Origin of the sequence: Aquamicrobium terrae, assembly GCF_040545735.1 — a bacterium.
Classification (GTDB): Bacteria; Pseudomonadota; Alphaproteobacteria; order Rhizobiales; family Rhizobiaceae; genus Mesorhizobium; species Mesorhizobium terrae_A.
In genome coordinates, this window is record NZ_JBEPML010000015.1 from 1 (window position 1) to 18,920 (window position 18,920).

Annotated in this window: 25 protein-coding genes; 15 read left to right on the forward strand and 10 right to left on the reverse strand. The window is 65.2% G+C overall.

Annotation, left to right across the window (positions count from 1 at the left end; genetic code table 11):
- Positions 1-225: 225 nt before the first annotated feature.
- Both msrA and ABID37_RS18625 read right to left on the reverse strand, forming a co-directional pair.
- Positions 226-891 carry a peptide-methionine (S)-S-oxide reductase MsrA gene (gene msrA, locus ABID37_RS18620; protein WP_354197458.1) on the reverse strand — a complete coding sequence of 222 codons (666 nt, stop codon included), beginning with the start codon at positions 889-891 and terminating at the stop codon, positions 226-228.
- Between the two features lie 16 nt (positions 892-907).
- Positions 908-1,249, reverse strand: a complete 342-nt coding sequence (locus tag ABID37_RS18625; RefSeq protein WP_354197460.1) for a hypothetical protein — start codon at positions 1,247-1,249, stop codon at positions 908-910.
- 312 nt (positions 1,250-1,561) lie between these two features.
- Here ABID37_RS18625 and ABID37_RS18630 point away from each other — a divergent pair, with 312 nt between their 5' ends.
- The 3 genes from ABID37_RS18630 to ABID37_RS18640 all read left to right on the forward strand — a co-directional run bounded on the left by ABID37_RS18630 (position 1,562) and on the right by ABID37_RS18640 (position 2,736).
- A complete protein-coding gene (locus tag ABID37_RS18630) occupies positions 1,562-1,762 on the forward strand; it encodes a Flp family type IVb pilin (protein ID WP_354197462.1) in 201 nt (66 codons plus the stop codon).
- Between the two features lie 119 nt (positions 1,763-1,881).
- Complete coding sequence (locus ABID37_RS18635; protein WP_354197464.1) at positions 1,882-2,181, forward strand: hypothetical protein; 300 nt, start codon at positions 1,882-1,884, stop codon at positions 2,179-2,181.
- Positions 2,182-2,244: 63 nt separating this feature from the next.
- On the forward strand, positions 2,245-2,736 hold the full coding sequence (locus tag ABID37_RS18640) for an NUDIX hydrolase (RefSeq protein WP_354197466.1): 492 nt from the start codon (positions 2,245-2,247) through the stop codon (positions 2,734-2,736).
- Between the two features lie 214 nt (positions 2,737-2,950).
- Here ABID37_RS18640 and nth read toward each other — a convergent pair whose 3' ends face one another.
- Positions 2,951-3,751: an endonuclease III gene (gene nth, locus ABID37_RS18645; RefSeq protein ID WP_354197468.1), complete on the reverse strand. Its 801-nt coding sequence runs from the start codon at positions 3,749-3,751 to the stop codon at positions 2,951-2,953.
- Between the two features lie 22 nt (positions 3,752-3,773).
- On the opposite strand from nth, the gene ABID37_RS18650 reads away from it, so the two are divergent.
- The 5 genes from ABID37_RS18650 (at position 3,774) to ABID37_RS18670 (ending at position 7,138) form a co-directional block, all read left to right on the forward strand.
- On the forward strand, positions 3,774-4,268 hold the full coding sequence (locus ABID37_RS18650) for a DUF2244 domain-containing protein (protein WP_354197470.1): 495 nt from the start codon (positions 3,774-3,776) through the stop codon (positions 4,266-4,268).
- An 87-nt stretch (positions 4,269-4,355) separates the two neighbouring features.
- Positions 4,356-5,252 (forward strand): methylated-DNA--[protein]-cysteine S-methyltransferase, encoded by an 897-nt coding sequence (locus ABID37_RS18655; RefSeq protein WP_354197472.1) that lies wholly within the window; start codon positions 4,356-4,358, stop codon positions 5,250-5,252.
- Positions 5,253-5,324: 72 nt separating this feature from the next.
- Positions 5,325-6,236, forward strand: a complete 912-nt coding sequence (locus ABID37_RS18660; RefSeq protein ID WP_354197474.1) for a ribokinase — start codon at positions 5,325-5,327, stop codon at positions 6,234-6,236.
- Positions 6,237-6,383: 147 nt separating this feature from the next.
- Complete coding sequence (locus ABID37_RS18665) at positions 6,384-6,809, forward strand: Hsp20 family protein (protein ID WP_354197476.1); 426 nt, start codon at positions 6,384-6,386, stop codon at positions 6,807-6,809.
- A 59-nt stretch (positions 6,810-6,868) separates the two neighbouring features.
- Positions 6,869-7,138, forward strand: coding sequence for a BQ00720 family protein (locus ABID37_RS18670; RefSeq protein ID WP_354197478.1), 270 nt, complete (start codon positions 6,869-6,871; stop codon positions 7,136-7,138).
- A gap of 178 nt (positions 7,139-7,316) precedes the next feature.
- On the opposite strand, the gene ptsN is transcribed toward ABID37_RS18670, so the two are convergent.
- From ptsN to lptC, 6 genes are all read right to left on the reverse strand, one after another.
- On the reverse strand, positions 7,317-7,781 hold the full coding sequence (gene ptsN, locus ABID37_RS18675; protein WP_354197480.1) for a PTS IIA-like nitrogen regulatory protein PtsN: 465 nt from the start codon (positions 7,779-7,781) through the stop codon (positions 7,317-7,319).
- 66 nt (positions 7,782-7,847) lie between these two features.
- Positions 7,848-8,435 carry a ribosome hibernation-promoting factor, HPF/YfiA family gene (gene hpf, locus ABID37_RS18680; protein WP_354197482.1) on the reverse strand — a complete coding sequence of 196 codons (588 nt, stop codon included), beginning with the start codon at positions 8,433-8,435 and terminating at the stop codon, positions 7,848-7,850.
- A 250-nt stretch (positions 8,436-8,685) separates the two neighbouring features.
- A complete protein-coding gene (gene rpoN, locus ABID37_RS18685) occupies positions 8,686-10,209 on the reverse strand; it encodes an RNA polymerase factor sigma-54 (RefSeq protein WP_354197484.1) in 1,524 nt (507 codons plus the stop codon).
- A 227-nt stretch (positions 10,210-10,436) separates the two neighbouring features.
- Positions 10,437-11,237, reverse strand: coding sequence for an LPS export ABC transporter ATP-binding protein (gene lptB, locus ABID37_RS18690; protein ID WP_354197486.1), 801 nt, complete (start codon positions 11,235-11,237; stop codon positions 10,437-10,439).
- 8 nt (positions 11,238-11,245) lie between these two features.
- A complete protein-coding gene (locus ABID37_RS18695) occupies positions 11,246-11,821 on the reverse strand; it encodes an LptA/OstA family protein (protein WP_354197488.1) in 576 nt (191 codons plus the stop codon).
- Complete coding sequence (lptC, locus tag ABID37_RS18700; RefSeq protein WP_354197490.1) at positions 11,808-12,530, reverse strand: LPS export ABC transporter periplasmic protein LptC; 723 nt, start codon at positions 12,528-12,530, stop codon at positions 11,808-11,810. The genes ABID37_RS18695 and lptC overlap by 14 nt, the downstream gene beginning before the upstream one ends.
- A gap of 233 nt (positions 12,531-12,763) precedes the next feature.
- Between lptC and sppA the strand changes: the two genes are divergently transcribed.
- From sppA to lhpI, 4 genes are all read left to right on the forward strand, one after another.
- Positions 12,764-13,714, forward strand: coding sequence for a signal peptide peptidase SppA (sppA, locus tag ABID37_RS18705; RefSeq protein WP_354197492.1), 951 nt, complete (start codon positions 12,764-12,766; stop codon positions 13,712-13,714).
- Between the two features lie 82 nt (positions 13,715-13,796).
- On the forward strand, positions 13,797-14,081 hold the full coding sequence (locus ABID37_RS18710) for an integration host factor subunit beta (protein ID WP_354197494.1): 285 nt from the start codon (positions 13,797-13,799) through the stop codon (positions 14,079-14,081).
- A 3-nt stretch (positions 14,082-14,084) separates the two neighbouring features.
- Complete coding sequence (locus ABID37_RS18715; protein WP_354197496.1) at positions 14,085-14,420, forward strand: DUF1049 domain-containing protein; 336 nt, start codon at positions 14,085-14,087, stop codon at positions 14,418-14,420.
- Between the two features lie 40 nt (positions 14,421-14,460).
- Entirely contained in the window at positions 14,461-15,426 is a 966-nt protein-coding gene (gene lhpI, locus ABID37_RS18720; protein WP_354197498.1) for a bifunctional Delta(1)-pyrroline-2-carboxylate/Delta(1)-piperideine-2-carboxylate reductase, read from the forward strand.
- Positions 15,427-15,433: 7 nt separating this feature from the next.
- On the opposite strand, the gene ABID37_RS18725 is transcribed toward lhpI, so the two are convergent.
- Positions 15,434-16,339, reverse strand: a complete 906-nt coding sequence (locus ABID37_RS18725; RefSeq protein WP_354197500.1) for an alpha/beta hydrolase — start codon at positions 16,337-16,339, stop codon at positions 15,434-15,436.
- A 133-nt stretch (positions 16,340-16,472) separates the two neighbouring features.
- Here ABID37_RS18725 and ABID37_RS18730 point away from each other — a divergent pair, with 133 nt between their 5' ends.
- The 3 genes from ABID37_RS18730 to lspA are packed head-to-tail and all read left to right on the forward strand — an operon-like array spanning position 16,473 to position 18,873.
- The gene (locus tag ABID37_RS18730; protein WP_435521593.1) at positions 16,473-17,513 is read left to right on the forward strand and encodes an RsmD family RNA methyltransferase; all 1,041 of its coding nucleotides are present in this window, start codon (positions 16,473-16,475) and stop codon (positions 17,511-17,513) included.
- On the forward strand, positions 17,510-18,364 hold the full coding sequence (locus ABID37_RS18735; RefSeq protein WP_354197504.1) for a TrmH family RNA methyltransferase: 855 nt from the start codon (positions 17,510-17,512) through the stop codon (positions 18,362-18,364). Before ABID37_RS18730 ends, ABID37_RS18735 begins: the two co-directional genes overlap by 4 nt.
- Positions 18,361-18,873 carry a signal peptidase II gene (lspA, locus tag ABID37_RS18740; RefSeq protein WP_354197506.1) on the forward strand — a complete coding sequence of 171 codons (513 nt, stop codon included), beginning with the start codon at positions 18,361-18,363 and terminating at the stop codon, positions 18,871-18,873. The genes ABID37_RS18735 and lspA overlap by 4 nt, the downstream gene beginning before the upstream one ends.
- Positions 18,874-18,920: the final 47 nt, after the last annotated feature.

Here is an 18,920-nt window from a genome sequence, read left to right on the forward strand (position 1 = left end):
GTCGGCCCGATCCCGGAACCGGTCGCCTGCCGCCGAGGCTGCGGGTTTGCAGGCCCGCAGCCTCGCTGCTCAACCTACCCCATATCGATCAAACATCCCGGAAGTCTGCCGCAGCGAAGCGAAGGCAGGCTGTCCGGGATCCATTCCGTGACTTTGCAAGGTTCCGACATGGATCCCGGCTCACGGTCGCTTCGCTCCCTTGGTCGGGATGACGAATCCCCCGGCTCAGGCGGAAACGCCGGTCGGTATCGGGCAGGAAACGCCGGTGCCCTGCAAGCCGCAATAGCCGTTGGGGTTCTTGGCCAGATATTGCTGATGCTCGGCCTCGGCGAAATAGAATTCGGGCGCCGGCGCGATCTCGGTCGTCACCTTGCCGCGCCCGGAAGCCACCAGCGAAGCCTCGTAGGCATCGCGCGAGGCCAGTGCCTGCTTCCGCTGCTCGTCGCCGAAAGTGAAGATCACCGAGCGATAGGTGGTGCCGATATCGTTGCCCTGGCGCATGCCCTGCGTCGGATCATGGTTCTCCCAGAACAGCTTGAGCAGGTCGGCATAGGAAACCACCTTCGGGTCGAACACCACCAGCGCCACCTCGGCATGGCCGGTCAGGCCGGTGCAGGTTTCCTGATAGGTCGGATTGGGCGTGAAGCCGCCGGCATAGCCGACCGCCGTCGCCCAGACGCCCGCCGTCTGCCAGAACAGCCGCTCCGCTCCCCAGAAGCAGCCCATGCCGAACAGGGCCGTTTCCAGCCCTTCAGGGTATGGCCCTTTCAGCGGATTGCCGTTCACATAATGCTTCTGCGCGGTGGGAATGGGCTTGTCGCGGCCCGGCAGCGCCTCCTCCGCCTTGGGCAGGATGGCCTTCTTGTTCAGGATATCGCTCAGGGAAAACATCGCTACCTTCCTTGTGTCATGAATGCGCCGCCGGCCGGCCGGCGGCATAACGCTCCTGCGGGCGCTCGCGCCGATAGCCTACGGCATAGAGCAGCAGGGCAAGAGCGGCGAAAACCACGAAGCCCGGCAGGGCCAGCACCCAGTTGACCGCCGTGTCCCACAAAAGCGGGTTGACCTTCTCGCGCACGAACATCTCGGCCGCGCCGAGCGTCTCGGGCGACACCGCGTTCCAGCTCGTCTTGAACGGCGTCGTCACCAGTTGCGAGGCCGCGACCGTGCGCGTTGCATCGAGCACCGCCATGATGACGGCGACGGAAAGCGAAACCATCGCGGCAAGCCGGAACAGGAAACGGAACATGGATGCACCTTTCTGGCACAACAGATATGGCGGACGGCCATCCCGCGCAATCGCGCGAAGACGAAAAACACGGGACCAGGAGGCCTTATCCTACATCGAAGCAGGGTCGTGAAAGTCAAAAAATACTGACGATTCAATGCCGGCCTGTAGAAAGCAACCACGGCGATTTTGCATTTATTAAGCACAACCGCCGCGCACATTTCGTTTACCATTGCGTTTAACTCAACCGAAAGCGGCGACCGCGAATATGGGGCCACGGTTCAGCAAGAAACCGTCTGAAAAGTCACAACCTGGGCAACAAGGAATACTGGAATGACCAAGCTTTTCGCACGTTTCGTCAAGGACGAGTCCGGCGCCACCGCCATCGAATACGGCCTGATCGCAGCCCTCATCGCCATCGCCATCATCGGCGGCGCGAAGTTCGTTGGCGAGGAAGTGAATTCGAAGTTCACGGATGTTGGAAACTGTCTCTCGGATCCGGACAGCTGCCCGAGCAACGAAACCACCCCGTAAGTCATCATAGAATTTCGGAAAGGCCGCCTTCGGGCGGCCTTTTCTGTTTTCGCGGGCCCGATGCTGGAACAATTCCGCCGCGCGCTTATATTTAACTTATGATCACTGGCGCGAAATCGATGCGGAAGGCACATGGCGGCAAGGCGCTTGCCCTGATGGTGCTTGCTTTCGCCCTTGCCGGTATTACCCTCCCCGCCGCCGCACAGCAGCGGCCGCCGGTCGTGCAGGATCAGGCCTCGGAAATCATCCAGTTGCAGAACCGCATCCAGCGCCAGCAGTTCGAGCAGCAGCAGCAAATCTACAAGCAGCTCGACCGGCAGCAGAACGCCCAACCGCAACCGCCGCCACGGGTGCCGGCATTCCAGCAGAACTGTCAAATCCAGTTGTCCGGCAACAGCTATATCAGAACCTGCCGCTGACCGGCGGGGTTGCCTCGAATAATTAGCCGACTATTCTGTTCGGTACCATCGAATCGGCAGAATATGGCGAAGCAGAAGAAACGAGTCCTGCGCAAGGCGAAGAAAGGCGAGAAGATCCGCCAGGTGGCGGCGATCCCCTTCCGCATCGGCCCCGACGGCGACTTGCAGGTGATGCTGGTCACCTCGCGCGAAACGCAGCGCTTCATCCTGCCCAAGGGCTGGCCCATGAAGGGCAAGAGCGGCCGCAAGGCAGCCACCATCGAGGCGCTGGAGGAAGCCGGCGTCGCCGGTAAGACGCTGAAGGAGCCGGCCGGCTCCTATCACTACTGGAAGCGGCTGCCGACAGCTTTCGTGCGCATCGACGTCACCGTCTACATGCTGGCGGTGTCCGAGCAGTTGAAGGACTGGCGGGAAGCCGGAACGCGCCAGCGCGCCTGGCTGACGCCGGCACAGGCGGCGGTGCTGATCGACGAGCCGGAACTGGCGAGCCTGGTCAGGAACCTGACCGTGCCCGAAGAGGGGTCGAAGGCCCGCCCCGAAAAGGCGAAAGCCTGAACCGTCTTCCTCTTCCGAAAATGCCCTTAGAGCAATTCAGGTTCAGGCGGGCTTGCCCCTCATCCCCCTGCCGGGACCTTCTCCCCGCACACGGGGAGAAGGATGCCGTCCGCAACGCTGGTGCCCCCTCTCCCCGCTTGCGGGGAGAGGGTAAGGGTGAGGGGCAGCTTCAAGGGTAAGCGCGAGGGCCGTTTCCGACAAAACCTGAGATGCCCTACAGCGCCTGCGGAACCTCCTGCGGGGCCAGTTCCACCAGCGGCGCAGGGATCGACGTGGTCTTCACCGGTGCCTTGCAGATATCGGCGATGACACAGGCCGGGCAATCCGGCTTGCGCGCCTTGCATACATAACGGCCGTGCAGGATCAGCCAGTGATGGGCGTGGCGCATATATTCGTCGGGAATGATGCGCACCAGTTCCTGTTCCACCTGCTCGGGCGTGTTGCCGGGTGCCAGGCCGGTCCGGTTGCCGATGCGCAATATATGGGTGTCGACCGCCATCGTATGCTGGCCGAAAGCCATGTTGAGCACCACATTGGCGGTCTTGCGGCCGACGCCCGGCAGCTTCACCAGCGCGTCGCGATTGTCCGGAACCTTGCCGCCATGGTCGCGGATCAGCGCCTCGGAAAGCGCGATCACGTTCTTCGCCTTGTTGCGCCACAGGCCGATGGTGCGGATATAATCGCCCACCTTTTCCTCGCCCAGGGCCAGCATCTTCTGCGGCGTGTCCGCCACCTTGAACAGCGGCCGCGTCGCCTTGTTGACGCCGGCATCCGTCGCCTGCGCCGACAGCACCACCGCCACCAGCAAGGTGAAGGCGTTGACATGCTCCAGCTCGCCCTTCGGCTCCGGCCGCTGCACGGAAAACCGCCGGAAGATCTCGTGCACCTCGGCCGGTGTGTAGAGCGAGCGCGGGCGGCGCGGCGCCGCAGTGCGCTTTGCGGGTTTGCCCGGCCGCGCCGCAGGTGGACGCTCGTTTCCAGGCGCGGGGCGATCTTTTGGCTTGGGCTTGCTCATAACCATCCTATAGTATCGCCGCATGAGCGAGACAAATGCCGACTTTGCCGCGGACCAGCCCTTCTTCCAGGCGCTGCTGAAGCCGCACAGATCGCTTGGCCGCACCGGCTTCATGATCCTGATCGGCGCCCTGCTCGCCGCCTGGGCCGTCACCGGCATCATCTTCCTCTCCCACGGCGCCTGGCCGGTCTTCGGCTTTTTCGGCCTCGACGTGGTCGCGCTCTATGTGGCCTTCCGCCTGAACTACCGCGCTGCCCGCACGCGCGAGGAGGTTTCGGTGTCGCGCACGGAACTGCATATCCACAAGACCTATCCCTCCGGCAAGTCCGAGCAGCATCGCTTCAATCCCTTCTGGACCCGCTTTGCGGTTGCCCGCCATGCCGAAATCGGCATCACCCGCATGGCGGTGGAATCGCGCGACAAGACCGTGGCGATCGGCTCCTTCCTCAATCCCGACGACCGCGAAAGCTTCGCCTCGGCCTTCTCCCGCGCTCTGGCAACCGCCAAGGCCCGCTAGAAAAGAGCTTTCTGCAGGAATCGGGTGGGAAAGACGCAGCGGCGGGCCGATATTGGCGTCAACGCACACAGATTTGCGAGAAGAACCATGAACGCCCGCACCCAGATGAAAGCCGTTCCCGTTCTGGAAAAGGACATCACGCCCGAGGGCAGCGACTACGAGATCGTGCGCCGGGTGATCGAGAAGATCAGCCTCGACTATCGCGACCAGCCATCGCTGGAAGACTTGGCGCAGGATGTCGGCGAAACGCCCACCGGCCTGCAGAAACTGTTCACCCGCTGGGCCGGCCTGTCGCCCAAGGCCTTCCTGCAGGCGGTGACCCTCGACCACGCCCGGCGGCTGCTCGGTTCCGGCCTGCCGCTGCTGGAGGCCTCGCTGGAGGTCGGCATGTCCGGCCCGGCCCGCCTTCACGACCTGTTCGTGACGCATGAGGCGATGTCGCCCGGTGCCTACAAGAACCGTGGCGAAGGCCTGACCATTCGTTACGGCTACCACATCTCGCCCTTCGGCATCGCGCTGATCATGGTCACCGACAGGGGGCTGGCCGGCCTTTCCTTCAACGACCCCGGCGACGAGGCGGCCGCTTTCGCCGACATGTCCGGCCGCTGGCCGAACGCCACCTATGTCGAGGACATGGCCGCCACCCAGCCCTATGCACAGCGCATCTTCGATCCCTCCCGCTGGCGGCCGGACCAGCCCTTGCGGGTGGTCATGATCGGCACCGACTTCCAGGTGCGGGTGTGGGAAGCGCTTTTGTCCATCCCCATGGGCAGGGCGCGCACCTATTCCGCCCTTGCCGAGCAGATCGGCGAGCCCAGGGCATCGCGCGCCGTGGGCGCGGCCTGCGGCGCCAACCCGATCTCCTTCGTGGTGCCGTGCCACCGGGCGCTGGCCAAGTCCGGCGCGCTCACCGGCTACCATTGGGGCCTCACCCGCAAGCGCGCCATACTGGGCTGGGAAGCGGGCCAGGTCCCGGCGCACTGAACCTGCCGCACCGCCGATTGCAATCTCCTCGCCGCGCTATAGTTTCGTGCACAAAGGCAAGGATTTGCAGGCATGATCGTCGTCGTCGGATCGATCAATCTCGACCTGATCGCAAGGCTGGAGCGGCTGCCCGCGCCCGGCGAGACCTTGCAGGGCAGCGGCTTTTCCACCGCACCCGGCGGCAAGGGCGCCAACCAGGCGCTGGCGGCGGCGCGGGCCGGTGCCGAGGTGCGCATGATCGGGGCGGTCGGCAAGGATGCCTTTGCCGGCGGGGCGCTCGCCCTCCTGAAAAGCGGCGGTGTCGACCTGTCCGGCGTGGCCGAGAGCGCCGCTTCCACCGGCACCGCGCTGATCCTGGTCGATAGCGACGGCGAGAACATGATCGCCGTGGTGGCGGGCGCCAACGGCGCGGTGCTGCCCGGCGACATCGTCAAGGCAAGGCTGGCGAAGGGCGACATCGTCCTGCTTCAGCACGAGATTCCGCTGGAAACGGTCGAGGCAGCGCTCGAGGCGGCCCGCAATGCGGGTGCGACGAGCATCCTCAACACCGCCCCCTATCGCGAAGAAGCCGTCTCGTTCCTCGCCAGGGCCGACTACATCCTGGCCAACGAGACGGAATTCGACCTGTGCAGCACGGCCCTCGGGCTCGCGGGCGAGGACCGCGAGGCGCGCATGCGGGCCTTCGCGGCCGGCACCGGCAGGACGATCATCGTGACGCTGGGCGCCGGGGGCGTGCTGGCCGTCACGCCGGACAGCTTCCTCGCCGTGCCGGCATTGCCCGTCGAGCCGGTGGATACGGTCGGCGCCGGCGACACCTTCTGCGGCTATCTGGCTGCCGGGCTGGCTGCCGGCCTCGCGCTGGACGAGGCGCTGGAACGCGCCGCCGCGGCAGCTTCCCTCTCCTGCCTGAAACAGGGCGCGCAGCCCTCCATTCCCCTTGCGGCGGAGGTGGTTGCGGCCCTCGCCCGTCCACCGGGCGGCTGAAAGCCCGCACTCCGGCTGCCATTCGTTTCCTGTGCAGCGCCCATGCCCAAATCTTGAACTCGCCGCCCCGGCAGACCATATCTGGTGCAAGGAGGAATGCCGCATGGGTTCTTCCGAAACATGTCGCTCTCAAGAGGACAGGATTGCATGACCAGAATGACGCCTTTTTCCAGCCCGCTGCTTCTCGGCTTCGATGCAATGGAGAAGACGCTGGAACGCCTGGCAAAATCGGGTGACGGCTACCCTCCCTACAACATCGAGCGCCTTCGCGGCGCCGATGGAACAGCGCAGAAGCTGCGGATCACGCTCGCCGTCGCCGGCTTTGCCGAAAGCGACCTGGACGTGACCACCGAGGAAAACCAGCTGGTTGTCAGGGGCCGTCAAACCGACGACACCGAGCGCGAATTCCTCCACCGCGGCATCGCCGCCCGCCAGTTCCAACGCTGTTTCGTGCTGGCAGACGGCATGCGCGTGATCGGGGCCGAACTCAAGAACGGGCTCCTGTCCATCGACCTCGACCGACCTGAGGCCGAACGATTGGTACGGAAAATAAATATATCGGTGAAAGACTGATCTTTGCCGATGGTGAGGAGCCGGCCTTTGAAGGCGGCTCATAGACAGGAGGCCTGGACATGACCAGAACCGTTGACACCACTGCTGCGAAGCCGGTGATGAGCGCCGGCGAACTGGCCCATCTTGGCGAAGGTACGGTCGCCTATCTGAGGAAGATGTCGAGCGACGATCTGCGCGGCCGCTTCCCCGGTCTCGACCAGATCGCCCCCGGACTGGAGCTTTGGGCTCTGTTCGCGGCGAACGGCCAGCCGATCCTGCTCGCGGACGAGCGCGACCGCGCCCTGGCCGGAGCAATGGAGAACGACCTGACCACCGTTGCCAGGCACTGAGGCAGCGGCAGGAACCGGACCGGCAACCAATCCGGTGCCTTGAGAAGGTGTGTTTGAGGATCGTGACCGGTGGCGCTTTCCACCGGATGGACTGCCAACCAGACGAAGGGCCGCACAGGGCGGCCCTTGAGGAAAGCTTATTTTTCCAGGGAAATGAGGCGCGCCCTTAGCGGGCGTTTCAGGCCGCGTGCGAGGCGGGGGTTTCCGACAGCAACGCGTGAATGGCCTGCGCGTCGCGCGTGCCGCGGATTTTCGCCACCGTGTCGGTGTCGCGCAGCACGCGCGCGATGCGCGACAGCGCCTTGAGATGGTCGGCGCCCGCGCCCTCGGGCGCGAGCAGCAGGAACACGAGATCGACCGGCTGGTCGTCGAGGGCTTCGAAATCGACAGGCGTTTCCAGCCGCGCGAACACGCCGGTGATGCCCTTCACGCCGGCCAGCTTGCCGTGCGGAATGGCGATGCCGTTGCCGACGCCGGTCGAGCCCAGCTTCTCGCGCTGCAGGATGGTCTCGAAAATGTCGCGCTCGGGAATACCCGACACAGCCGAAGCGCGCTCGGCAAGAAGCTGGAGAACCTGCTTCTTGGAGTTGGCCTTCAACGCCGGCATGATCGCCGGAACGTCGACAAGATCGTTCAGAGCCATTCTTGAAATTCCTCTGCTTCGCCTGCCGCGGCCGGCCCGGGAAACCCCGGGATGCGGCCGTCTCTCCTACCCTTGCGCGGTCTTGACCGTCGCGGGATCGATCCAGCCGATGTTTCCATCCGGCCGGCGATAGACGATGTTGAGTTGTTCGGTGCCGCCATTGCGGAACACGAGGACGGGGCTGCCCGTGGTGTCGAGTTCGATGACGGCGGACGCCACCGACATGGTTTTCAGCGCCAGCGTCGATTCGGCCACGATGGTGGGGGCGAAATCCGCCGGAATGTCCTCCTCGTCATCCTCCGCCAGGGCCTCGACCACCGCATAGGCGATGCTGGTGCCGTCGGCCGAAGCGTTGACGGGATAGTGCGACTTCAGGCGGCGCTTGTAGCGGCGCAAACGCTTTTCCAGCCGTTCCGCCGCCGCCTCGAAGGCCTGGACAGGATCGTGAGATTCGCCGGTCGCATGCAGGGACGCTCCCGAATCGAGCCGCACGACGCAGTCGGAGGTGAAGCGGGACCCTGACTTGATCATCGTGACCTGGCTGGAAAAGCCGCGGTCGAAATATTTGTCGATGATATCGGTGACCCGGTCGGTGATGCGCGTACGGAACGCATCGCCGACATCCATGTGTTTTCCCGCTATCCGCAGTGCCATCTGAATACTGACCTTCCTTGCACAGGCTTCAAACTAACTTGGAGTTTATACTCGTAGTCCGTTCGTACAAGCCGCGCAGCACCCCATGTGCCGAATTTGCCCGTGAACTTCGCAGTTAACCCCGACAGCCTGCCGTTCATGCACCGATGGCTATCTCCGTGCGGGCGTTGCCCGCCTCATGCGGGCGGGCTTCTAGACACTTCGGTCGTGCTTGTCAACGAAACGCAAAAGTGTGGAAAATGCTCCGGGGTCAGCCCTTGAGGCCGGCAAGAGCCCGTTTCTCCCGCCGCCGCCGCACCGATGAGGGGATGTTCATGCCTTCCCGATATTTGGCGACGGTGCGCCGGGCGATGTCGATGCCCTCCTTCCCGAGCAGGTCGACGATGGTGTCATCCGAAAGTATATGGGCCGCCTGCTCGGCCTCGATCAGCTCGCGGATGCGGTCGCGCACGGCTTCCGAGGAATGGGATTCGCCGGCATCCGAGGCGGCGATGGCGGCGGTGAAGAAATAGCGCATCTCGAACACGCCGCGCGGCGTGAGCATGTATTTGTTGGCCGTCGCCCGACTGACGGTCGATTCGTGCATGCCGATGGCATCGGCCACCGTCCTCAGGTTCAGCGGCCGCAGGTGGCGCACGCCGTGGGCCAGGAAGGCATCCTGCTGGCGCACGATCTCCGAGGCCACCTTGAGGATGGTCCGCGCGCGCTGGTCGAGGCTGCGGGCCAGCCAGTTGGCGCTTTGCAGGCATTCGCCCAGAAAATCCTTCTCCGCCTGATCGCGGGCGCGGCCCGACACGATCGCGAAATAGGATTGGTCGACGAGCACGCGCGGCAGGGCATCGGGGTTGAGTTCCACCGCCCAGCCGCCGTCGCTGGCCGGGCGCACCTCGACATCGGCGACGATCGCCTCGCTGGGCCCGCCGGAAAAGGCCAGCCCCGGCCTGGGGTCCAGCCCCCGGATCTCGGCCAGCATGTCGAGCAGGTCCTCCTCGTCGACGCCGCAAAGGCGCTTGAGCGACTGGAAGTCGCGGCGCGCCAGAAGGTCGAGATGGGCAAGCAGCGCCTGCATGGCGGGATCGAGCCGGTCGCGGGCACGCAACTGGATCGACAGGCATTCGGCAAGGTCGCGGGCGAACAGGCCCGGCGGATCGAACCCCTGGCAACGGGACAGCACCGCCGCAACGCTGGCCGGGTCCGCGCCAAGCCGTTCGGCCGCCTCGGCCGGGTCGGTGCGCAGATAGCCCGCCTCATCGAGCCCGTCGGCCAGTTCGGCCGCGATCAGCCGCTCCTGCGGCTGGGTGAAGGCAAAGGCGATCTGTTCGCCGACGTGATCGCGCAGCGTCACCGGCGCCGCCGCCAGGTCCTCCAGGTCGAAGCTCTCGGAACCGCCCCCGGCACCGCCGGCGGCGGATTTCCATTGCGTCGACAGCGCCGGATCGAGCCGTTCGGAGCGGCCGGGATCGTCCGGAAACAGGTTTTCCAGCGAGGAATCGAGGCGATCGGAAATGGTCTGCGCCGACAGGTCCGCCTCATTGCCGAACCAGTCGTCGCCCGCCTCCCGCGCGACGGCCGCTTCCGACTCCCGCACCGGTTCCCCGACATCTTCGGAAGCCGATTCCCCCCGCTCCAGCAACGGGTTGCGCTCGACCTCCTCGTCGACGAAGCGCTCCAGTTCGGCCTGGGTGAATTGCAGGAGGCGGATCGATTGCAGCAGTTGCGGCGTCATCACCAGCGACTGTGTCTGCTTGAGCTGCAACTTGGCTGAGAGCGCCATCTGGTACCGCGTTTCCCCTTCGCGCCGGCTTCGGAAACGAATTCTCCGGGCCAGCGATTGAAACTGGCCCGGCTTTTGCTTGTCAAGCGCAACCACGTGTCCGGCCGCCGGCCGGACCCTTAATTCCTTTACCGGATCATAAAGCGGGGCAAAAAGGGACGTCCGCGACGGCGAAAACATCGGATCGGAAAGCGGGCTGGTTTCCGGTCCGATGCCCGGTCAAAGCGTCAGAGCGTAAAGCCCTCGCCCAGATAGAGCCGCCGCACATCGGGGTTGGCCACCACCTCCTCGGCCCGGCCATGGGTCAGCACCTCGCCGGCGTGGATGATGTAGGCCCGGTCGATGAGCCCCAGCGTCTCGCGCACATTGTGGTCGGTGATGAGCACGCCGATGCCGCGCTGGGTGAGATGGCGAACGAGCTGCTGGATATCGGCCACGGCGATCGGATCGATGCCGGCGAAGGGTTCGTCGAGCAGCATGTAGGCCGGCCGGCTGGCCAGCGCCCGCGCGATCTCCAGGCGGCGCCTTTCGCCGCCGGACAGCGCCATGGACGGCGCATGGCGCAGATGGCTGATGTGGAACTCCTCGAGCAGCTCGTCGAGGTTCTTCTCGCGCTGCTTGCGGCTCTTTTCCACGACCTCGAGCACGGCGCGGATGTTCTGCTCGACACTCAGGCCGCGGAAGATCGAGGTTTCCTGCGGCAGATAGCCGATGCCGAGCCGCGCCCGGCGATACATGGGCATCGAAGTGACATCATAGCCGTCGATCTCGATGGTGCCCTCGTCCACCGGCACCAGGCCGGTGACCATGTAGAAGCAGGTGGTCTTGCCGGCGCCGTTCGGGCCGAGCAGGCCAACCGCCTCGCCGGCGCGCACGCCGAGCGACACGCCGTTGACCACCTTGCGGCCCTTGTAGCTCTTGCTCAGGCCACGGGCGATGAGCGTGCCCTTCAGCCCGGCGGCAACCGAACTGCTTCTTGGCCGTTCGGCCGGCTTGCCGGCTTTGCCCAGCTTGGGGAATGAAAGCATTCGCGATCCTACGGCTTCTTCTGCGAACCCGGCGTGATCGACATCATGACCCGCTTGCCGCAGGCATCGACCTGGGCAAGCCCCGTCTTCATCTGCACGGTGAGTTTGCAGCCGGTCAGCACATTGTCGCCATCCGACAGCACCACCTTGTCACCCGACAGCACCAGCACCTCGCTCTTCATGTCGAAAGTGCCGCGATCACCGGTGGCGACCTGGGTGTCGGACTTGATGTAGACCTTGTTGTCGACTTCCAGCCGGTCGATGTTCGCCGTGCCGGTGGTGGCCGAGCCGGAGGAGGCCTGCTGCGACTGGTTGGCCTGGTCCTTCACGTAATAGACCTTCATGGAACCGGCCTTGAGCAGGGTCTGCCCCTGAACCACCTGGACATTGCCGGTGAAGATGGCGAGGCTTTCGTTCTCGCGCACTTCGAGCTTTTCGCTCTCGATCTGGATCGGCTGGTCGCCGGCCAGCTTCAGGCCCGGCATCGAGCCGGTCGCACCCGACTGGGCAAGGGCGGAGCCCGCCACGGCAAGGAACAGCGCTGGTGCAAGGACAGCCAGCCTCGCCGAATCACTGCGTCGCATTCTTGTCTCCGCTCTTCTTCTCTTCCCCACGGCTTGCGCCGGGGTCGATGTTCACGCGAACCCGCTTCTCAAATATCATGACCTTGCCATTGTTCTCCACCGACATCGTGTCGGAGGTGATTCGAGACCCTGGCCGGCTGATATCGACGGGCTGTTCCGTCTTCATATTGCCTTTGTCCATGTCGAGGAAGGCAGATTTCAGCTTGGCCACCATGCCGTCCGTCGTGGTGATGGTGACGTCGCTGTCGATGTTGAGCGTGTTGTTGCCACGGTCATAGGTGCCGTTGGCGGCATCGACCTTCGCCGTGGTCTCGGCATTGATCGGCAGGCGGGCGCTTATCCCCTCCAGTTCGATCACCCCTTCCTTGGTCACGTCCTGTATGGCGCGCACCGCCGTCATCGCATAGGGCAGCAGGCCCTTGGTGAAGCCTTCCAGCTTGGGATTGGACATCACCAGCTTGCCGTCGGAGATGGCGCTGCTTTCAGTGGAGACGGGGACCGTTTCCGGCGCCATCATATAGGAATAGAGCGGGAAGGCGACGGCCATGGCGATGGCGATGGCGGGAACCACGAATTTGAGCCTGCGCACCCGGCGCGAATGCTGCTGGGCGCGGCCGAAGGCCGCCGCGCGATCGCTGGCGCCGGCATGAGACGCACCGGGCATCGGCTGCATGTCTTCCATGCCGATCGGGTCTGTCGTTCGCGACAAATCACTACTTTCTACAAATGAAGCTCACGCGTCTCGCCCTGTAATTCGGCACGCGGGGCGTCTTAAACAAGTCCGGATGGACCAAAAACGTAAAAATATGACCAGCATAAGGATACACGATGGCGCAAATGCCCGGCAAGGCCCCCTTGCCGGCGGAGGATGGTGAAAGCAGTGGCCGCCGCCACGTCCATGCTCTAAATAGGCTCTGCCAATCCCGAGGAACGAGGCCGAGCATGGCACAAAGAGCCGATGACCTGATCGACCGGCGCAGACTGCGGCGCAAATTGACCTTCTGGCGGGCCTTGACGGTCGTTCTCGTCGCGCTCGCCATCGCCGGCATCGCCTCGTGGTTCCGCGACGACGGGCTGAGCGCCGTCTCCCACATCGCCAAGGTCAAGATCGAAGGCACCATCACCCAGGACGACAAGCTGCTGGAACGGCTGGAGCGGATCCGCAAATCGTCGCGCGTGGCCGGCGTCATCGTCCAGGTCAACTCGCCGGGCGGCACGACCACCGGCGGCGAATCGATCTACGAGGCGATCCGCAAGATCGCGGCCGAAAAGCCGGTCGTCGCGGAGGTCAGCACGCTGGCGGCTTCGGCCGGCTACATGATCGCCAGCGCCACCGACCACATCGTCGCGCGCCAGTCCTCGATCGTCGGCTCGATCGGCGTGCTGATCCAGTATCCGGACGTCACCGGGCTGATGGACAAGATGGGCATCAAGCTGGAAGAGGTGAAATCCTCGCCGCTCAAGGCCGCGCCCTCCCCCTTCAAGCCGACCACCGAGGAAGAGCGCGCCATGGTGCGCCGCCTCATCATGGACAGCTACGACTGGTTCGTCGATCTCGTCGCCGAACGCCGTTCCCTGCCCCGCGACCAGGTGCTGACCCTGGCGGACGGCTCGATCTTCACCGGCCGGCAGGCCTTGCAGAACAAGCTGGTCGACAGCCTCGGCGGCGAGGACGAAGCGGTCGCATGGCTGGAAAGCCAGGGCGTCGGCCCGGACCTCAGGGTCATCGAATGGAAGCCCTCGGAAGGCGCCACGGGCCTGATATGGTCGCAGGCGCTGGCCCGCACGGTGGCGCGCGCGCTCGGCCTGCCCGAGCCCAGCGGCGACGTGCTGAAGGAGCTTGGCATGGAGCGCCTGTTCCTTGACGGGCTGGTCTCGCGCTGGCACCCTTGACAGCCCGCCTTTCGGGTGAAAAAAGCAAATAAAATCATTTGCATAATTTCGACCGCGTGTTTTCTGTCAGGGGATCGTCCGCATGATCAAGTCCGAACTCGTGCAAATCATCGCCTCGCGCAATCCGCATCTGTTCCTGCGCGACGTCGAAAACATCGTCAGCGCCGTGTTCGATGAGATCACCGATGCCCTCGCCGAAGGAAACCGCGTCGAGCTGCGCGGCTTCGGCGCCTTCTCGGTCAAGAACCGCCCCGCCCGCACCGGTCGCAACCCGCGCACCGGCGAGGCGGTTGAGGTCGAGGAGAAGTGGGTGCCGTTCTTCAAGACCGGAAAGGAACTGCGCGAGAGGCTGAACGACGAGAAGTAGGCCATGTTCAACCGCTTCGCCCTCGTTCTTGTTTTCGTGCCGCTGGCCATCGTGCTGATCGCGCTGGCCGTCGCCAACCGCGCGCCGGTGCCCTTCACCATCGACCCGTTCAACCCCGGCAATCCGGCGCTGACCTACACGCTGCCTTTCTTCGTGTTCCTGTTCGCGGCCTTCGCGCTGGGCCTGATCATCGGCAGCCTGGCCACCTGGTTCCGGCAGGGCCGCTACCGCAAGCTGGCCCGCCAGCGCGCCATCGAGGCCGAGAGCCTGAAGCAGGCCGCAGGCCGCCCGGCCCCGGCTGCGGGAAATGACCCGGTCCTGCCGCGGCCGACCAACTGACCCGGCCTTTCCGGCCGAAGCATCTTCAGGGGGATTTGCGATGTTGACCATTTCGGCCGCCGACGTGGATCGCGCGCTGACCTTTCCCGGTCTGGTCGAGACGCTGCGCGCCGCCTTCCGCGAAGGGGCGGTGCAACCGCTCCGGCACCACCACACGGTGGAACGGACGGCCGGCAGCGAAACGACCCTCTTGCTGATGCCGGCCTGGACCGACTTCAAGCGCGTCGGCGTCGAAGCCGAGGGCCATATCGGCGTCAAGATCGTCACCGTCTCGCCCGACAACAACACCATCGGCAAGCCGGCGGTGATGGGGCAATATCTGCTGCTCGACGGGCGGACCGGCGAGCCGAAGGCGATCATCGACGGCCAGCGCCTCACCCAGTGGCGCACCACCTGCGCCTCGGCGCTCGCCGCCTCCTATCTGGCCCGCGAGGACGCCTCGCGCCTGCTGGTGGTCGGTGCCGGCGCGCTGTCGCCCTTCCTCGCCAAGGCGCATTCGGCCGTTCGCCCGATCGGGACGATCCGCATCTGGAACCGCACGCCGGCCAATGCCGAGAAGGTCGCCGCCGACCTGCGTACCGAAGGACTGGCCGCCGAGGCCGCCACGGATCTCGACGCCGAACTGGCCAAGGCCGACATCGTCTCCTGCGCCACCATCTCGCAGACGCCGCTGGTCAAGGGCGCGCTGCTCAAGCCCGGCGCGCATGTCGATCTGGTCGGCGGCTTCACGCCGCAGATGCGCGAGGCCGACGACGACGCCATCCGCCGCGCCAGCGTGTTCGTCGACACCCGCACCGGCGCCACCAAGGAGGCCGGCGACATCGTCCAGCCGCTGGCTTCCGGCGTCCTCGCCGAAAGCGACATCCTCGCCGATCTGCATGAACTGGCGCGCGGCGAGAAAAAGGGCCGCAGCTCGGCCGACGAGATCACCCTGTTCAAATCGGTCGGTGCGGCGCTGGAAGACCTCGCCGCCGGGGTCGCCGTCTATGAGGCGTTGAGGACCTGACCAGCCCTCAATCCCTGCGGCTTACGAAATCCACCACCGCATCGGCCAGACCCGGCGCCAGCGGCGGCTTCGGGTCGCCGTAGGAAGCGAGATTGGCCGCGATGTCGCCCAGCGGCACCGATTTCAGCACATGGTTCATGCCGGCAATGACCTTCAGCTCCGCCGCCGGTTGCCCCTGCGACAAGGCCTCGGCATCCGCCATCCACACCTGAAGATCGTTGTCGCCCTGCACGATCAGCACCGGCACTTCGAGCTTGCCGATCAGTTCGGCCGGCCTGCGGCTGAAACCGTCGATCAGGAAATCCTGCACCTGATCCCCGAACAAGGGCTGAAGCACCTGCGGAAGCGTGGCCATATCCACCTTCTCGCCGCGCTCCAGCGCGTCCACGGCCGCAAGCGCCTGCGGCAGGATCGGCTTGTTGAACGGGTTGCCTTGCAACTGCTCGCGCAGCACCTCGCCCAGCGGCCGGCGGGACGTCGACACCAGCACCAGCCCGCACAGGTCCGGTCCTGCCTCCTGCGCCGCGATCAGCGCCACCAGCCCGCCCTCGCTGTGGCCGAGCAGCCAGGCGCAATCGGCGCCGGTCTTCTCCCGCGCAACCTTGAGCCAGGCGAGCGCGTCGCCGGCATAGTCGTCGAACAGCACCGCATTGGGGTCCGCGAACGCGCCCTTGCTGGAGAACATGCCGCGCTTGTCGACGCGGATCGAGCCTATGCCTTTTTCGGCCAGGGCCTCGGCCAGCATCTTCAGATAGCCGGCCTCGATGCCCATCGGGCTGTTGCCGTCACGGTCGGTGGGGCCGGACCCGGGGATGATGACCACCGCCGGCCGCCCCGCGGCCTGCGGCGGCAACAGCATGGCGCCTTTCAGCGGGCCATTCGCGACCTGCGCCTCGACTTCGGTTTCGCTCATGTCCTCGGCCCCCGCTTGCCATGCAGGCAGACAGCACAGCAAAGCGCATGCGGCGATGAAAGCTGTTTTCCCGCTGGTTCTCATGATCGTGTATCCCGCCCAAAGCCCCGCATGTTGCGGCTCGACGGCCGCTATGGCAGAAGCGCAGGCACATTTCCACCGGAGCATTCGCTTGAAAGCCACGCGCAACAGAAGCCAGGAGGCAAGGCCGCGCCCCGAACGGGAGCACGAGGCACCGCCACAGCCGAAGCGCCAGCTCGTTCGCCGCGAAGGCGCGCTGCCGGCGGAAAAGCTGCCGCTGATCCTCGAGGTCGCGCCTAACGCCGATTATGCCCTGCTCGACAGTGGCGACGGCCGCAAGCTGGAGCAATACGGCCCCTACCGCATCGTGCGCCCGGAGGGGCAGGCCATCTGGCGTCCCGCCCTGCCCGACAAGGAATGGAGCCGCGCCGACGCCATCTTCACCGGCAACACGGATGAAGAGGGCATCGGCCGCTGGCATTTCCCGCGCAATCCGCTCGGCGAGACATGGCCGATGAAGCATGACGGCATCGACTATCTCGGCCGCTTCACCTCCTTCCGCCATGTCGGCGTGTTTCCCGAACAGGCCTCGCACTGGGACCATATGGCCGGGTTGATCGAGAACGCCCGGCGGCCGGTGAAAGTGCTGAACCTGTTCGGCTATACCGGCCTCGCCTCGCTGGTCGCGGCCCGCGCCGGGGCCGAGGTCACCCATGTCGATGCCTCGAAGAAGGCCATTGGCTGGGCACGCGAGAACCAGGAAGTGGCCCGGCTGACCAGCAAGCCGATCCGCTGGATTGTCGAGGACGCGATGAAATTCGCCGAGCGCGAGGAGCGTCGCGGCAGCCGCTACGACATCATCCTGTTCGACCCGCCGGCCTATGGGCGCGGGCCGAAGGGCGAGGTCTGGCAACTGTTCGAGCATCTTCCGGCGCTTGCCGACATCTGCCGCTCGATCCTGACGCCGAAGCCGCTGGCCGTGGTGCTCACCGCCTATTCGATCCGCGCCTCGTTCTTCGCCATCCATGCCCTGATGCGCGACACCTTCGCCGGCATGGGCGGCACCGTCGAATCCGGCGAACTGATCATCCGCGAGCAGTCGGCCGGCCGCGCCCTTTCCACCTCGCTCTTTTCCAGATGGGTCGCCAGATGAGCGAACATGAGAGACGACGCCCGGTCGGCCGGGTCAAGGAAGTCACCAGCCTTTCCAATCCGCTGGTGAAGGACATCAAGGCGCTGGCGCTGAAGAAATTCCGCGACCAGAACAACGCCTTCATGGCCGAAGGGCTGAAGCTGGTCATCGACGCGCTCGATCTCGGCTGGGAAATCCGCACGCTGATCTTCGCCAAGGCCGGACGCGGCAATGCGGCGGTCGAGAAGGTCGCCGCCCGCACCGTCGCCGCCGGCGGCGACGTACTGGAAGTTTCCGAAAAGGTGCTGTCCTCCATCACCCGCCGCGACAATCCGCAGATGGTGGTGGGCGTGTTCACGCAGCGCCTCGCGCCGCTGAAGGACATCCGCCCCGCCAAGGGCGATGTCTGGGTGGCGCTCGACCGGGTGCGCGATCCGGGCAATCTGGGCACCGTCATCCGCACCGTTGATGCGGTCGGCGCGAAGGGCGTGATCCTCGTGGGCGACACCACCGACCCCTTTTCGCTGGAAACGGTGCGCGCCACCATGGGCTCGATCTTCGCCGTGCCTGTCGCCAAGGCCGGCGCCGAGCCGTTCCTTGCCTGGCGCAAGGGCTTTCCCGGCCTCGTCGCCGGCACGCATCTGAAAGGCGCGGTCGACTATCGCTCGGTCGATTTCTCCGGCAAACCCGTCCTGCTCCTGATGGGCAACGAGCAGCAGGGCCTGCCCGACGATCTGGCGGCAAGCTGCGACCGGCTGCTGCGCATTCCGCAGGCAGGGCGGGCGGATTCGCTCAATCTCGCCGTCGCCACCGGCGTGATGCTGTTCGAAATCCGCCGCGACGCACTCAAGCTGGAGGGGCCTTCCCCGTGACCCCCGCACCCGAAAAGACAGGCGCAGCCAGGACGCTCGTTCCCTATGCGGTGCTCACGGTCGCCGCCATGGCGCTCGACCAATGGATCAAATATCTGGTCGAAACCGGCCTTCCCTTTCAGGAGAAGATCGACCTGCTGCCGTTCCTGGCGCTGTTTCGCACCTACAACACCGGCATCGCCTTCTCGATGCTGTCCTCCTTCGGCGATACCGGGCTCATCGTCATCTCGCTCGTCGTGTCGGCCTTCATCGTCTATCTCGCCTTCCGCAGTTCTCCGGGGCAGCTCTTCGCCCGCCTCGGCTTCGCGCTGATCCTCGGCGGCGCCATGGGCAATGTCATTGACCGGGCGGTCTACGGCCATGTCGTCGATTACATCCTCTTCCACACGCCGGGCTGGTCCTTCGCCGTGTTCAACCTTGCCGACGTCTTCATCAGCGTCGGCGCGATTCTGGTGGTGCTGGAGGAATTCGTCGGCTGGCGGCGCGAGGCAAGACCTTCGAACGATTGATTTCGGAGGACCTGCGTCGCATTCTTCCCCCCTGAGAATGGGGAGAA